The following is a 14,508-nucleotide window of genomic DNA, read 5'->3' on the forward strand; positions in this document are numbered from 1 at the left end:
GCAGCGGGAGACGTGCGCGTCACCGATCCCTGCGCGACGGTGTCGGAGGCCTCCTCGCGAATGGTGAGCTGGAACTTCGGATAGTTGCTGGACCGCTCGGACTCCACGTCGCTTTGCGTCTTGTTGGTCCAATCGGGAACCGTGGTCATGCCGTTGGACGTGTAGATGGTGATCTGCGAGCCCTTGGTGGCGCTTTGTCCGCTGGCCGGATCGGTGCGGGTGACCAGATCCTTGCCGATCGTGGCGCTGTCCTCGGTCTTATTCGACGGATTGATGGTGAATCCGGCGGCCTTGAGCTTTTCCTGGGCTGCGGATTGGGTCAGTCCCTCAAGGCCCGCAGGCACCTGCACCGATTGCGGACCGGTGGAGAACCACACCTTCACCGCGCTGCCCTTGGCTGCCTGTGCGCCGCCGGCCGGATCCTGCTTGGTGGGTGTGCCCGCGGGCTGCGTGGAATCGGTGTCCTCCTGCTTGTCGAGCTGCAGACCTGCGTTCGCAAGGGTCTTGCGCACCATTTCCTCGGTCATTGACGAGGAGATGGTCGGTACGCTGACATATTCGGTCTTGTCGCGCGTCATGAACGTCCAGGCGCCGAACACGATGCCGGCGAGTACCAGCAGACCGACGACCAGGCCGATGATGGTGTTGCGCTTCTTCTTTTTCGTCGCCTCCGCCGCGCGCTGGGCGGAACGCGTGGCCGGCAGGGTTCCGGTGACGGCGGCGTTGGACGGGGTGATGGTCTCGAACTGCCCGGTTGCCGGATTGAACGCCTGGGTCGGCGCCGCGGTGTCGGCGGCGGGCGGCATGGCCATGGTGGTTGTGGCGGCCGGCATGGCGGTCGTTTCCGCCGTTTCGGCGGCCTTGCGCGTGCGGATGTTGCTCAGGTCGGTCAGCGGGTTGAAGGCCGCGGCGACCGGGGTGCCGCCGTTCATAAAGGTCAGCACGTCGTTCTTGAACTCCGCGGCGGTCGCATAACGGTTCAGGCGATCCTTGGCCATGGCCTTGGCGCAGATCGAATCCCACATGGACGGCAGTCCGGGCACCAGCGTGCTGGGCGGCGTGGCCACTTCGGAAACATGCTGGTAGGCGATGGCCACCGCCGAATCGCCCGTGAACGGCGGCTTGCCGGTCAGCATTTCGTACAGCACGCAGCCGGCCGAATACAGGTCGGAGCGCGCATCGACGGACTCGCCGCGTGCCTGTTCGGGGCTCAGATACTGCGCGGTGCCCACCACGCCCTGCGATTGGGTCATGGTGGCGGCGGAGTCGTCGAGTACGCGGGCGATGCCGAAGTCCATCACCTTCACCATGCCGGCTTCGGAGATCATGATGTTGCCCGGCTTGATGTCGCGGTGGATGATGCCCATGCGATGCGAGTAGTCGAGCGCGTTGAGCACGCCCAGCATCACCTGTTCGGCATCGCGCTGGCTCAATGGCCCATTGGCCTTGATGATGTCGCGCAGCGTCTGGCCCTTGACGTATTCCATCACCAGATACGGCACGCGTTCGGTCTGGCCGTTTTCAACGGTCAGCATCTCGTCGCCGGAATCGTAGATCGAGACGATATTGGGGTTGTTCATGCGCGCGACCGACTGCGCCTCACGGGCGAAGCGCGCGATGAAAATCGGGTCGATGGCGAGATCGGATCGCATGATCTTCACCGCCACCGTGCGATTGAGCCGTGTGTCCAGGGCCTTGTAAACTTCGGCCATGCCGCCGTGCCCCACCAGTTCGCTGAGCTGGTAGCGGCCGTTCGCCAACGTGCTGGGCATGAGCGCGCTCATTGCGATACCTCCTGACTGGTGTTCTGACTGGTGTTCATGATCATTCCCGACGAATTCAGCAGCCGGCTGACCTGATGCGGCGAACTTGCCACACGGCGGGGAAGTTTAGCGCCCGCCCCGAGAATGGTTTCGGTGTTGGGCGTCTCCTGATCGAGCAGACGCCGCTCGATTTTGGCAAGCGTGCGTGAGACGACCAGCGCGTCGGCGGGGCGGTCCTTGGGATCCTTCTCGAGCATCGCCATCACGAAATGGGCGAGCTGCTTGTCCACCGAGTCGGGCAGCGGCGGCACGGCCTCGTTCACCTGCGCGGCGGCGATGTCGACCGCGGTGGCGCCGGTGAAGGGACGGTGGCCGGCCAGGCCCTCATATGCCACCACGCCAAGCGAATAGATGTCGGACTGGGGCGTCGCCGTCAGCCCCTGGGCCTGTTCGGGGGAAATATACTGCGCGGTGCCCACCACCATGCCGTCCTGCGTGATCTGCGCCTGGTTGGTGGAGTACGAGACTCCGAAATCGGTGATCTTCACTTCGCCGTTGTCCGACACCATGATATTGGCCGGTTTCACATCGCGGTGGATCACGCCGTGCGAATGCGCCACAAACAGGCCGCGGGCCGTCTGAATCAGAATCGGCAGCAGCTCCAGCGGACTCATCGCGCCCCTCTCGTGGAAGAGATCGGCCAGCGACTTGCTGGGCACGTATTCCATGATCAGGAATCCAATGCCGTCATGCTCATAGTATTCAAAGAGCGCGGCGATGTTCGGATGCGCCAGATTGGCGGAATTATGGGCCTCCGCACGCAGTCGCTTGAGCTTGGCCTCGGTGTCTTTGGTGTCGCGGCGCAAAGCCTTGATGGCCACGGGCCTGCCAAGTTGAATGTCGTAGCCCTTCCACACCTCGCCCATGCCGCCTTGCGCCAGACGCTGGTCGAGCCGATAGCGCCGGTGGATGAGCTGTCCTTCGATAAGTCTCACTTCAGCGCCTCCTGCAGTACTTTCTTCATTATCGGGCCCGCGGTGGAAACACCATAGCCCGTTACGCTGTGCACCACTACCGCCACGGCGATTTGCGGGTCGTCCGCCGGGGCGAATCCCACCGTCCAGCCGTCGTTCCTGCTGCCGTCACCGATTTGCGCCGTGCCGGTTTTCGCGGCCACACCTTGTGACAACTGCAGTGTGGGGGCGTCGTGATCCACCACAGATTTCATCATGGTGGTCAGGGCGGCCGCGGTGTTGCTGGAGAACGCCTCGGACATCACCGTCGGCTGGGTTGAGGAGATGACGCTCAGATCCGCGCCGCGTACGCGGTCCACAAGCGTTGGCTTCATGAGCTTGCCACCGTTCGCGATGGCCGCGACGACCATGGCGTTCTGCAACGGTGTGGCCACGGTGTCGCCCTGTCCGATCGAAGCGAGGGCGAGTTTGTCGTCGCTGCTCGTTGTCGGGAACTTCGACGAGGCCGACGTCATGGCACGGTCGCCGGAATCGGCATCGTCAACGGTGATGGACGAGCCGAATCCGAGTTTCGTCGCCTGCTCGTTGATCGCCTCGTCGCCGAGTTTCACGCCAAGCTGGGCGAAGGCGGTATTGCTGGACCAAGTCAGCGCGTCGTTCAGGCTGATCTGGCCGTTGCTGCCGGCGGCCTGCGCCGACGTATTGGTCAGGTTGGTGGCGGTGCCGGGCAGTGTGTAGCTTGCTCCCGCGGGGATCTGCGTGTCGGTGTTGTACTGGCCCGACTCGAGGGCCGCCGCCGCGACAACCAGCTTGAAGGTGGAGCCGGGTGGGAAGTTCTCGTTCAGCGCGCGGTTGAGCATTGGATTCTTCTCGTCGTTGACGACGGTCTGGTAAGCGCTGATGGCGCTCTGCCCATCGTGCGTGGCGAGGGAATTCGGATCGTAGCTGGGCGTGCTCGCCATCACCAGGATGCGGCCGGTTTTCGGCTCGATGGCCACTACGGCGCCGTCGTTGCTTCCCAACGCCTGCATGGCCACGCGCTGCAGCTTCGCGTCAATGGAGGTTTCCACCGATGCGCCCTTGGTCTCCGACCCGGTGAACAGCGAGGTGATGCGGTTCAGCCACAGGCTGTCGGACTGGCCGGACAGTATCGAATTGCGTGAGGCCTCGATGCCGCGGTCGGTGCGCGATGTGATCGAATAGTAGCCGGTGACGGCTGCGAAGGTGGCTCCGTCGGCGTACTTGCGCTGATAGTTGAACGCGTCGTTCACCGGATCGGAGGATGCCAGCACGGTGCCGTCCGAGGCGAGGATCGCGCCGCGGGACGCGCCGTATTCGGCGTACAGGCCCCGGCGATTGCGGGGGTCCGCGTTCAATTCGGCGGAGCGAACCGCCATGATGATGGTGCTTGACAGTCCCAGTACCACGAACAATGCGATTACCGCGGTGAACAGTTGCCGGAGGGATTTGTTCATTGAACGCCTCCTTGCCCATGGCGGGCATGACGATACTCGCCGATTTGCTCTTCGGTAATGGCCGGTTGCTCGCGGGTTTCGCCTATGTCGTCGGATGATTCGCCCACATCGTCGGATGCCGTCGCGGACCGCACCACGATTGCCTGCGTAGCCAGGCTGTCCTGCTTGCGCTGCTCCTGAAGCTGGTGTTCGCGCTTGCGCACTTCCTGCTCGCGCAGCATGGCCAGCGCCTCGTACTGGAAGTCGTCGGAGCTGACGTCCGGCTGCGGCTTGTTCGCGGCGTTCGAGATGACGAGCAGCAGCACCACCAGCACCATATTGGCGATCAGGCTCGATCCGCCGGCCGCCATATACGGCAGCGTGAGACCGGTGAGCGGAATCACCAGCGTGGTGCCGCCGACCACGGTGAACACCTGGAACGCCATCGTGAACACAAGCCCCGAGGCCAGCAGTTTGCCGAATCCGTCCTTGATTTTCATCGCTGTGATCATGCCGGAGGCGATGATGACGAGGTAGAGCAGCAGTATGGCGAGCACGCCGATCAGCCCAAGTTCCTCGCCCACCGAGGTGTAGATGAAATCGGAGAAGCTCAGATAGGTCAGATACGGGTGGCCCTGTCCCAGGCCGGTTCCGGTCATGCCGCCGGCCGCAAGGCCGAACACGCCGGTCACCACCTGCTGCGATCCGCCGACCGCGTTGTATACATCGCTGTCGAAGGGGTGCAGCCAGCCGGTGATGCGGTTACCCACATGGCTGAAGATCATCGAGGCGGCCACGGCCCCCAGTGCGAAGGCGGCGATGCCGATCACAATCCAGCTTTTACGGCCGGTGGCCACGTACAGCATCGAAACGAACATGGCGAAGAACATCAGCGAGGTGCCCAGATCGCGCTGCATGACCAGCACGCCCATCGATACGGCCCACACAATGACGATCGGTCCGAGATCCTTGATGCGCGGCAGCCGAATGCCCAGGATCTTCCTGCCCCCGACGGCCAGCTGGTCACGATGATCGAACAGATAGGCGGCGAAGAAGAACGCGAGGAACAGTTTGGCGAATTCGGCCGGCTGCATGGTGTACGGGCCGATCTTGATCCAAATGCGCGACCCGCCCTCCTCGTGTCCGAGGCCGGGCAGCATGGGGGCGAGCAGCAGCGCCAAACCGACCACCATGCTCACATACGAGAAGCGGCGCAGCACACGGTAGTCGCGCAGCGCCACCACCAATATGCAGCAGAGTGCCAGGGCGGCGTCCATCCAGACCAGCTGGCGAAACGCCACCGCCGTGTGCTGATGAACGTCGATGCGCGCGATCACAGTGGTGCCGACGCCGGCCAGCAGCGCCACGCAGGGAATGATCGTCTGCGACCCATAGGGTTGGAATTTGGCCAGCAGAGCCCACAACACCACGAACAGCGCGCCGGTGACCAGCAGGATGACGCTGTATTGCATCGGCATGGCCGCTTCGGTGCGTTGGAACATCTGGAAGAAGCCCAGTAGCACGATCAGGAAGGACAGCAGCAGCAATCCGAGCTGGCGAAGTCGTATGGCGGTCATTGCGCGGCCTCCGACGTCGGGGAGGGGGTCTCAGAGGGGCTCGGGCTCGGGGTCGCCATGGCATCCTTCTGGTCGGCGATGTACCGCGTGCGCTCGCGGGCCGCGGCCAGACTGTCGACCGTGATGCCGTCGCGCAGCTGCTCGCGCCAGTTCTCGGGCAGCTGGATCACCGCGATGTCGGTGCGTTCGACTTCATGGCTGAGCTGCAGGCCGAACAGATCCGTGGGCACGCCCTGGTAGATGGCCACCATGCCCTTGGAGTTGCCCAGATAGTATCTCGTCTGGCTCCATGCGTACACGCCGTAGGCCCCGCCGCCAAGGGCGGCCAGCAGCGCGACGACCAGTACCGCCACAAGCGCGCGGATGCGGTGCTTGCGTTTGCGGGCCGTGCCTTCCTGGGTTTTCTGCTCATGAACGATCGCCTTGGCGACCTCCGGGTCGTTGGGGTCGGACACCGTGCGCCCGTCGCGTTTTTGAATGACCGGTATCTCACCGGTGTCGGGTACCTGCAGTTCGCCGGTTTCCGCGCGTTCCATCGACGGCTGCGCCACGCGCCGGCCCGATTGGGCGTCTGTCTGGCCAGGGTCGGCATCGTTCCCGTTGCCGCGGGCATGCGACGGCTGCACCAGCTTCGCGGCGCGGGATGCCGGCGAGGTGCCGGCATCCTTCAGCTTGGGGGAGGTGGCGACCGGTTCGTCGACGATGTCCGCGATAGGCTCCAGGCTGGCGCTGGCCGCGCCGCCGATCAGCGGCGTCTGATGCGGCAGATCAAAGGCGTTCGCGTCCAGGGCCAACGTGGCGTCGGCCACCACGGCGGTCACATTGTCGGTGCTGCCGGCCTTCAGGGCCATTTGCACCAGCTGCTGGGCGCATTCGTTCTGGTCGGGCATCGACGCCATCACCGTGGCGATCGTCGAATCCTCAAGCACGCCGCATAACCCATCGGAGCACAACAGCCAACGGTCGGCCGGCTTGGCGGCGCGTATCGAAATATCGGGGCGGGGGTCGATGTCAAAATCTCCCAGCACGCGCATGACCACATTGCGCTGCGGATGGTTCTTGGCCTCCGCGGGCGTGATGTGGCCGGTGTCGATCAGATGCTGCACGTAACTGTGGTCCTGGGTCATGCGAATCAGATGGCCGTCGCGCAGCAAATAGGCCCGGGAGTCGCCGATATGCGCCAACACCCAATGACCCTGCACCAGCGCCACGGCGGTGACCGTGGTGCCCATGCCGGCGAGCTTGCGCTCTCGGCGGGCCTTGCCCACAATCGCGTCGTGGGCGGCCAGCACGGAATTCTCCATCATCTCGGCCACGGACTGGACGTCGATCGGGGACCGGGGGTTTCTGGCGGTGTCGGCGGTGTCGGTACGCTCGATATGGGCGAGGGAACGAATCGCGATCGTCGAAGCGGTATCCCCGCCGGCATGGCCTCCCATGCCGTCGCAAATGGCGATCAGGCGCTCGCCTGCGAACGACGAGTCCTGATTGTTGCTGCGCACGTATCCGACATCGGATACCGTGGTGGAGTAGAGGAATAACGCTGCGGAATCGGTCATCGGCTACCTCAACTCGAGTGTGGTGGCGCCGATGCGCACGGGGACGCTGGCGGGAAGCACGGTGGGGGATGTGACGCGCTGACCCGCGACGACGGTGCCGTTCATCGAACCGAGGTCTTCAATAACCCATTGACCGGAAGACGGGTCGAGATATACGCGGGCATGGTGTCCGGACACGAATTCGTCATTCAGCACCACGGTATTCGACGCCGCGCGCCCGATGGTGATGGTGTTGTCGTTCAGCGGAACCGTGGCGCCGGCGAGAGGGCCGTCGATAACCACCAGCAAGGCGGGAGAGCTCTGATTGGTCTGCGCGCCGTGATTGGAGCCGCCCATGCGGCGTGAGGGAGTCGGCTGAGGGGCTGGTCCGGCTTGCGGAACCGGTGCCTGCGCCGCCCGCTTGGCCGCGCGTTCACGGCGGCGGCGGGCCTGCGATGATGAGGTTGGCGCGAACGCCGTGGTGTCGTGGTGCAGCGAACGCACGGCAAGCCAAACAAACACCCATAACAGTACGAGAAACCCGTACTTGAGGAGTGCGAATGTCAACTCGGTCATAATGCCGACTTTACCTTAGGCAGTCGCTCGCGCGGCTACTCCTGCTCCTGAGATGTGGCCCAGTACAGGATTCGGGTGCGGCCGATGGTGATGGTGTTGCCGTCGAGCAGAGTGGCGGCCGGCACTTGGTGGCCTTCGACATAGGTGCCGTTGGTGGAGCCGAGGTCACGCGCGATAACACCCTTGTCGGTGATGTCGATTTCCAGATGCTTGCGGGAGATGCCCGGATCGTCAATCACAATGTCGCAGTTGGAGCCGCGGCCCAGCACGGTTTTGGGCGCGGTGAGCAGGTACTGGCGACCGTTGATCTCCAGCACTGGGCAGTCCTTCGTCTCGCTGGGCGCGGTGACCGGCGCGGCATTGCCCTGCACGGATTCGGATGACAGGTGGAAATCGCCCTTGGTCAGTTCGAGATCCTCCTCGAAGATCACGACCACCGGGCCGATGAAGGCGTAATGCTGGCTTTCGGCGTATTTGGTGAGGTTGTCGGCGAGTTCGTTGGCCATGGCCTCGGAGCCCCACGATTCGATGCGGTCGAAATCCGGCGTGCTTAGTTTGAAGCGGTATTCATTCGGAGCCACCGTGCGGTCGCGGCCCACGGGCATGGCCTGAGCATCGATCTCGCGCTCCAGAGCGCTGGAAAGGTCGACTGGCTGAAGGTCTTTGGAGCCGAATTTTGAGAACACGCCGTTTACCGTGCCTTCGACCTTCTTTTCAAAGCGATCGAGAAAGCTCATGATACTCCCTTTCTAATACTGCATCCCATGGTACGCGGCTTGGCGGATAGTCGTTGCCGCTGTTGTGAAACACTTGCAAGTATTCGTGGCGGTTTTTGACGCTTCGGTGGGGAAAGGGGAGGTCCGGTGGGGAAGGAGGCGGCGATCCGCGGGGTTTCGGTCTCGGTTTTGCGCTCCGGGTGGGGGTGGGTCGACAATGGGTGGCATTACGTGGCATGACGTGGCGTCGCGTGACATTGACTGCGAACGGAAGTGAGTTGACATGGCTGACGAGATCATTGAGGACGCAACCGCCGATACGGCCGCCGCGATCGCGGCGTTTCCGCGGGCCAGGGCCCGGACCTTGCGATTCCAGTCTGGCGCGCCTCGCGCCGCCCAGGTGATCGGTGACGGTTCGCGGGCGCTGTTCCTGCGTTCGGATGGCCCGGAGGATCTGGTGACAAGCCTCTGGATGAGCTGGTTTGGCGAGCCGGATGCGCATGGTCGTGCGCGGCATGTCGAGACCAAGCTGGCCGACCCGCGCGAGCTGCTGTCCGATGCCGACAGCGAGGACGTCCCCGCTGAGGAGAAGGCCCGCCGAGAGCGCGCCCGCGAAGGCGGTGCGGGCATTGTGAGCTATTCGGTGGACGCCGCCGGCCATCGCGTGGCCTATACGATCAACGGGCAGCTGTTTGTGACGGAAATCGGCGATACGCCGCGCACCCGCGAACTGCGCGTTGACGAATCCGACGACTTCACTCCCGTGCTCAATCCGCGTATCAGTCCGGACGGCCGCCATGTGCTGTATTCCACCGGCACGCTGCTGATCATGGTCGATATCGCCGACTGGCCAGCCGACGGCGATGAGGCGCGGGACGCGATCGGCGTGGTGGCCGACGTGCGTGAGGTGGTGGAGGACTTCTACTCCGGCGACGGGGAGTCTGGGGCGGAGTCCGAAGCGGATGACGGTTTTGTCTATGACGCCACCCGGGCCGCGCGGATCGTCAGGCATTGGCGCATCGGTCTGGCGGAATTCGTGGCCGGTGAGGAGATGAACCGCTACGACGGGTTCTGGTGGGCTCCGGATTCCAGGCATGTGATCTTCGAAACCTTCAACACCGAGCCCGAGCCCGTATGGTATGTGAGCGATCCGGCCAATCCCGCCGCCCCCGCCGCAGGCCGCCGCTATCCGCAGGCGCTGACGCGGAACGCCGACGTGCGGCTCACCCTGGCCGAATTCGACTTCGCCGAACAGGGCGGCTGCAATGTGATCACCGAAGTGCCGATCCGCTGGGATCGCGCGACCTATGAGTACGTGGCCCGGGTGAACTGGCGGCACGGGCATGATCCGATCCTGCTGGTGCAGGACCGCTGCCAGCGCAACGACCAGGTGCTGCAGGTGGACGCCGATTTCACCTATGATCCGGCAACGAACTCCATGACCGCCGGCAACACCCGTGTGCTTGCAACGCATCACAACGACCAGTGGATCGACATCGTGGACGGCACGCCCTCCTTCACACCGGATGGGCGACTGGTTTGCGCCCTCAACGATATGGAAGCCGACACCAACCGACTTACCGTGGACGGGGTGGCGTTCACGCCCAAAGGCTACAACGTGCGCACCGTGCTCGACGTGACTGATTCCGATGTGCTGGCCGTGGTGCAGCGCGACCCCGCGCTGGCGCCGGATGTGCCCGGGGCGTGGACCGATGCCGCCGCGGAGCATGACGCCCGCTGCTATGACGTGGTGAGCCTCACCTTCGAAGGCGACGTGCTGCCGATGGTCAGCCGTCCGGGCGTGTGGACCGCATCGCGCGGGGCCAGGGGCGAGGTGGTGTCCGGCCGCACCATGGACTCCGCCAAGGCCACCATGATCCATGTGCTGCATCTTCCCGATGCGACACCCGATGCCGCCGGCGGGCGGGCGGGTGCCACGGTCTATCGCGATGTGGCGGGCGTGATCGGCAACATCGCCGCCAAGCCCGGATTCCCCATCACAACGCGGTTTGTGAAGCTGGGGGAGCGCGGGCTGATCACCGCCGTCACCAAGCCGAGCGCCGGCAGCCCGTATGCTCGGGCAAAGAAGCTGCCGGTGCTGCTCAAGCCTTACGGCGGCCCCGGATTCCAGCAGGCTCTGGCGGCGCAAAACTACCATTGGGAATCGCAGTGGTGGGCCGATCAGGGGTTCCTTGTGGTGACGGCCGACGGCCGCGGCACCACGGGGCGCGGGCCGGTGTGGGACCGCGCCATCTTCGAAAACATGAAGGACGTCACGCTCGCCGATCAGGTGGATGCGGTGCACGCATTGCCGGGTGCCTTCGACGACTCCCCCGAATTGGCGGGATGGCCGCAGCCCGACCTCGGGAAGGTCGCGATGATCGGCTGGTCGTACGGCGGGTTCCTCTCCGCGCTTGCGGTGCTGGACGCCCCCGAAACCGTGCACGCCGGCTGCGCGGGCGCCCCGCCCACCGACTGGACGCTGTACGACACCCACTACACCGAGCGCTATCTTGGCCTCGATCCGTCGGTGTATGCCTACAACTCGATTGTGCAGGACGCCCCGAAACTCACGCGGCCGCTGATGATCATCCACGGGTTCGCCGACGACAACGTCACCATCGCCCATTCGCTGCGTCTGTCGCAGGCGCTGATGGCGGCCGGACGGCCTCACACCTACCTGCCGCTCACCGGCATCACGCATATGACCAATGACGAAACCGTGGCCGAAAACCTGCTGGTGCTGCAGCGTGATTTCCTCTACGACGCGCTGGGGCTCGGCGGCGCGGCCCATGGCGCGGCCCGCGCGGACGACGAGGAGTGATCTGAGCCATGCACATCGAACTGATCGACGAGTCCAATTACGCCGGCTGCATGGCGGATCGGGTGCTGCCGGCGCTCGAACGCTGCAAGGACGAGGGCTGGTTCGACGCCGAGGCGGTTGAGGCGGGCGCGACCACCGAGCAACCCGACGGCCTCGGTCCGGCCCCCACGCCCGGCAAACTGCATTACGTGTGCTACGATGCCGGCAAATTTGACGCGATTCGCGCCAATAGCGCCACGGCGACTTTCCGCGGCGCCATCGTGATCAGTCACGGCTTCACCGAGTTCGCCGGCAAATATGCCGAAATGGTGTGGTATTTTCTGCTCGCCGGATACTCGGTATGCGTGCTCGAACATCGCGGGCATGGTCATTCGGTGCGCGACATCGACGACAAATCGCTGGTGTGGATCGACGATTGGCGTCGGTACGTAGCCGATCTGGAGGCGTTTGCGGCCACCGTCGGTCAGCAGTATGCGGGCGGCATGCCGCTGAACCTCTATGCGCATTCCATGGGTGGCGGCATCGGGGCCGCGGTGCTGGAACAGCATCCCACGCTGTTCGACAAGGCGGTGCTGACCGCGCCCATGATCGCGCCTTCCACCGGCATGCCGAACTGGCTGGCGCGCATACTGGCCGAAGGCGTGTGCGCATTTGGTCTGGGCCGGCATATCGTGTTCGGGCAGTCCGAATTCACGCCCGAGATCAGCATGGCCGACCATCCCGGGGCCTCGGAGGCCCGTATCCGCTGGTTCCAGCAGCTGCGCATCGACGACGAATGCAATCAGACCTATGCGGCCACATTCGAATGGGTGCGTCAGGCGCTGCGGTTGTCCAGCTCGGTGATTCGCCCCTCGGCCTGCGCCCAGGTGGAGACCCCGATGCTGGTGTTCCAGGCGGGGCGCGATATGTGGGTGCTGAACGGGCCCCAGGACCGGTTCGTCAAACTGGTTCAGGACGGTGGCGGCCAGGCGCGGATCGTGCGCGTTCCCGAATCCCTGCATGAGATTTTCTCGATGCCCAACGCCGTGCTGGGGCCGTATGTGCATCGTATTCTCGAGTTCTTCGACGATCCGCTCACCATGGCGCTGTAGCGCTTTCCGCGGCGGCTGTTCACTGTGGGCAAAAATCCGGAATGAATGGGCGCGCCGGGAATTGGGTGGAGTGAAAGGTGAAGGTTGAGAGCCCGGGAGGGTTCCGGAACCGGCCACGATAATCCGCCCGCGCGGATCCGAAAGGTTCGATGCGGGCGGGAAGCCAAGCCGGTTCTCTCCTGTTCGAGGAGTACCGATTATGGCAATGTTTCCGGCTTTGATGAATGACACGATGTTCTCTGATCTGTTTGACGATCCGTTCTTTGCGGGTTGGCGCAACACCGCCAACGGCGATCAGGTCATGGCCAACAACATGATGACCACCGATGTGCGCGAGACCGCCAAGGGCTACGACGTCGACATCGACATGCCCGGCTTCAAGAAGGAAGACATCAACCTTGAGCTACAGAACGGTTATCTGACCGTGTCGGCGTCTCGCAACAGCGAGCATGACGACAAGGCCGAGGATGGCAAGTGGCTGCGCCGTGAACGGTACGCCGGCTCTTGCTCTCGCAGCTTCTATGTCGGTGAGGATGTGAAGGAGTCCGACATTCACGCCAGCTACAAGAACGGTACGCTGTGCCTGCAGGTTCCGAAGATGCAGGACCAGCCGCAGGTCGAGGCCAAGCACCAGATCGCCATCGAGGGATGACGGCTGCCGCCGATACGGCTGATGCCGCTGGCGGACTGCCGGCGGACATTGGTTTTGCGCGCCGTCCGCGCTACGCGTTCAACGCCGACTAGGTTGCGGGCGGCGGGAGACAATGCCAATCACTGAAGGCGCCGGATGAAAGGTGAAAGCCTCTTGTCCGGCGCCTTTGTGTTTCCGTTTGTGTTTGGATGACAGAGGAGCCGCGCGGGAGGAGCCATCATGTGTGAGCGACATCATAGGAACGGGGGCTGCGGGCGCGCCCTTGTCGTGCCACACTGGATGTGTGATGATTGATCAGCGTTCCGCCTCTCAGCCGGATCGGCAATCCGGACAATCCCCCTCGTTCATTTCCGCGCCGGCCGGGCCGTCCGTGCCCGCCGCCGACGCGAAGCTGTTCCCCGGCCGAACCTTTGTGAGCACCGTGCTCGACGCCCTCGACAGCAAGAAGAAGATGACCGGTGAGCTGGTGGGTCAGTACATGCAGCGCGCGATTATGGCCGGTCTGTTCGTGGGCATTTTCTTCACCTCGTATTTCGTGATCGTCGCGGCGTTCTCCGGCGCGGGCGTGCCGGCCGGGTTCCCGGTGATCGGTCGCGTGCTCGCCGCGATAACCTTCGGCTGGGCGCTGGTGCTGATCTTCTATACGAATTCCGAACTGCTCACTTCGAATATGATGATCGTGTCGATCGGCGCATACCATCATCGCATCAACTGGCCGCGCAGCCTGCATATTCTGGTGCTGTGCTTCGCCGGCAATCTCGTTGGCGGCCTGGTCGTGGCCATTCTGCTGCGGTTCTCCACGATCGACGGCGGCGCGGTGATGAACCAGATGATCGCCGCGGTGAATCTCAAAACAGGATATCTGCTCGCCGGCCCGATGGGCGTGGCCGATTTGTTCGTGCGCGCCATCTTCTGCAACTTCTGCATCAACATCGGCATGCTGATGGTCTACAACGGCAAGCTCACCAATGATTTCACCAAATGCGTGATCATGGTGGTCGCGGTTTTCGTCTTCGCGTTCCTTGGGTTCGAGCATTCCGTGGCCGACTCCGTGCTGTTCCTTATCGTGGGGTTGAACGGCGTCGGCAATCCGCTGCTGGAAATCGCCGCGATTGTGGTGATCCTGCTGGGTAATTTCGTCGGCGGCGGTTTGCTGATCGGCTTGAATTTCGCCGTGATGAACAACGATCAGCCGCATGGCAATGAGCCGGTTGTCGTGCAGTTCCACAAATCCGCCCTGAAGGACATCGACGCCCATGCCCCGGCGGCCGGGAAGGCCTGATCGACGAAGTTTGCGCGTCCGAGGCGAGGCTCCCTCGAATGCGAAACAGCCCGGATACCGT

11 protein-coding genes are annotated in these 14,508 nt (G+C 63.7%); 4 read left to right on the forward strand and 7 right to left on the reverse strand.

Annotated features, from left to right (window positions below; all coding sequences use genetic code 11):
* The 7 genes from pknB to B2994_RS05235 form a co-directional block, all read right to left on the reverse strand.
* Positions 1-1,784: Stk1 family PASTA domain-containing Ser/Thr kinase (gene pknB / locus B2994_RS05205; RefSeq protein WP_291527314.1), on the reverse strand; the 1,784-nt coding region annotated here is incomplete at its 3' end.
* On the reverse strand, positions 1,781-2,758 hold the full coding sequence (locus B2994_RS05210; RefSeq protein ID WP_291527315.1) for a serine/threonine-protein kinase: 978 nt from the start codon (positions 2,756-2,758) through the stop codon (positions 1,781-1,783). The genes B2994_RS05210 and pknB, both read right to left, overlap by 4 nt.
* Positions 2,755-4,212 carry a peptidoglycan D,D-transpeptidase FtsI family protein gene (locus tag B2994_RS05215; protein ID WP_291527316.1) on the reverse strand — a complete coding sequence of 486 codons (1,458 nt, stop codon included), beginning with the start codon at positions 4,210-4,212 and terminating at the stop codon, positions 2,755-2,757. Before B2994_RS05215 ends, B2994_RS05210 begins: the two co-directional genes overlap by 4 nt.
* Positions 4,209-5,768 (reverse strand): FtsW/RodA/SpoVE family cell cycle protein, encoded by a 1,560-nt coding sequence (locus B2994_RS05220; RefSeq protein ID WP_291527317.1) that lies wholly within the window; start codon positions 5,766-5,768, stop codon positions 4,209-4,211. The genes B2994_RS05215 and B2994_RS05220 overlap by 4 nt, the downstream gene beginning before the upstream one ends.
* Positions 5,765-7,327 (reverse strand): PP2C family protein-serine/threonine phosphatase, encoded by a 1,563-nt coding sequence (locus B2994_RS05225; RefSeq protein ID WP_291527318.1) that lies wholly within the window; start codon positions 7,325-7,327, stop codon positions 5,765-5,767. The genes B2994_RS05220 and B2994_RS05225 overlap by 4 nt, the downstream gene beginning before the upstream one ends.
* A gap of 3 nt (positions 7,328-7,330) precedes the next feature.
* Positions 7,331-7,882: an FHA domain-containing protein FhaB/FipA gene (locus B2994_RS05230; RefSeq protein ID WP_291527319.1), complete on the reverse strand. Its 552-nt coding sequence runs from the start codon at positions 7,880-7,882 to the stop codon at positions 7,331-7,333.
* A gap of 35 nt (positions 7,883-7,917) precedes the next feature.
* Positions 7,918-8,619, reverse strand: a complete 702-nt coding sequence (locus tag B2994_RS05235) for an FhaA domain-containing protein (protein ID WP_291527320.1) — start codon at positions 8,617-8,619, stop codon at positions 7,918-7,920.
* 262 nt (positions 8,620-8,881) lie between these two features.
* On the opposite strand from B2994_RS05235, the gene B2994_RS05240 reads away from it, so the two are divergent.
* The 4 genes from B2994_RS05240 (at position 8,882) to B2994_RS05255 (ending at position 14,447) form a co-directional block, all read left to right on the forward strand.
* Positions 8,882-11,422 carry a S9 family peptidase gene (locus tag B2994_RS05240; protein WP_291527321.1) on the forward strand — a complete coding sequence of 847 codons (2,541 nt, stop codon included), beginning with the start codon at positions 8,882-8,884 and terminating at the stop codon, positions 11,420-11,422.
* A gap of 8 nt (positions 11,423-11,430) precedes the next feature.
* The gene (locus tag B2994_RS05245) at positions 11,431-12,513 is read left to right on the forward strand and encodes an alpha/beta fold hydrolase (RefSeq protein WP_291527322.1); all 1,083 of its coding nucleotides are present in this window, start codon (positions 11,431-11,433) and stop codon (positions 12,511-12,513) included.
* 199 nt (positions 12,514-12,712) lie between these two features.
* Positions 12,713-13,165, forward strand: a complete 453-nt coding sequence (locus B2994_RS05250; RefSeq protein ID WP_291527323.1) for an Hsp20/alpha crystallin family protein — start codon at positions 12,713-12,715, stop codon at positions 13,163-13,165.
* A gap of 286 nt (positions 13,166-13,451) precedes the next feature.
* Complete coding sequence (locus B2994_RS05255; protein WP_291527324.1) at positions 13,452-14,447, forward strand: formate/nitrite transporter family protein; 996 nt, start codon at positions 13,452-13,454, stop codon at positions 14,445-14,447.
* Positions 14,448-14,508 lie beyond the last annotated feature (61 nt).

The organism is Bifidobacterium sp. UBA744 (assembly GCA_002298605.1).
Lineage (GTDB): Bacteria > Actinomycetota > Actinomycetes > Actinomycetales > Bifidobacteriaceae > Bifidobacterium.

What these genes read in the sequence shown, in the direction of transcription:
- B2994_RS05215 (WP_291527316.1), bottom strand. Translation starts at nt 4,212, where the DNA reads ATGAACAAATCCCTCCGGCAACTGTTCACCGCGGTAATCGCATTGTTC.
- B2994_RS05220 (WP_291527317.1), bottom strand. Translation starts at nt 5,768, where the DNA reads ATGACCGCCATACGACTTCGCCAGCTCGGATTGCTGCTGCTGTCCTTC.
- B2994_RS05225 (WP_291527318.1), bottom strand. Translation starts at nt 7,327, where the DNA reads ATGACCGATTCCGCAGCGTTATTCCTCTACTCCACCACGGTATCCGAT.
- B2994_RS05230 (WP_291527319.1), bottom strand. Translation starts at nt 7,882, where the DNA reads ATGACCGAGTTGACATTCGCACTCCTCAAGTACGGGTTTCTCGTACTG.
- B2994_RS05235 (WP_291527320.1), bottom strand. Translation starts at nt 8,619, where the DNA reads ATGAGCTTTCTCGATCGCTTTGAAAAGAAGGTCGAAGGCACGGTAAAC.
- B2994_RS05240 (WP_291527321.1), top strand. Translation starts at nt 8,882, where the DNA reads ATGGCTGACGAGATCATTGAGGACGCAACCGCCGATACGGCCGCCGCG.
- B2994_RS05245 (WP_291527322.1), top strand. Translation starts at nt 11,431, where the DNA reads ATGCACATCGAACTGATCGACGAGTCCAATTACGCCGGCTGCATGGCG.
- B2994_RS05250 (WP_291527323.1), top strand. Translation starts at nt 12,713, where the DNA reads ATGGCAATGTTTCCGGCTTTGATGAATGACACGATGTTCTCTGATCTG.
- B2994_RS05255 (WP_291527324.1), top strand. Translation starts at nt 13,452, where the DNA reads ATGATTGATCAGCGTTCCGCCTCTCAGCCGGATCGGCAATCCGGACAA.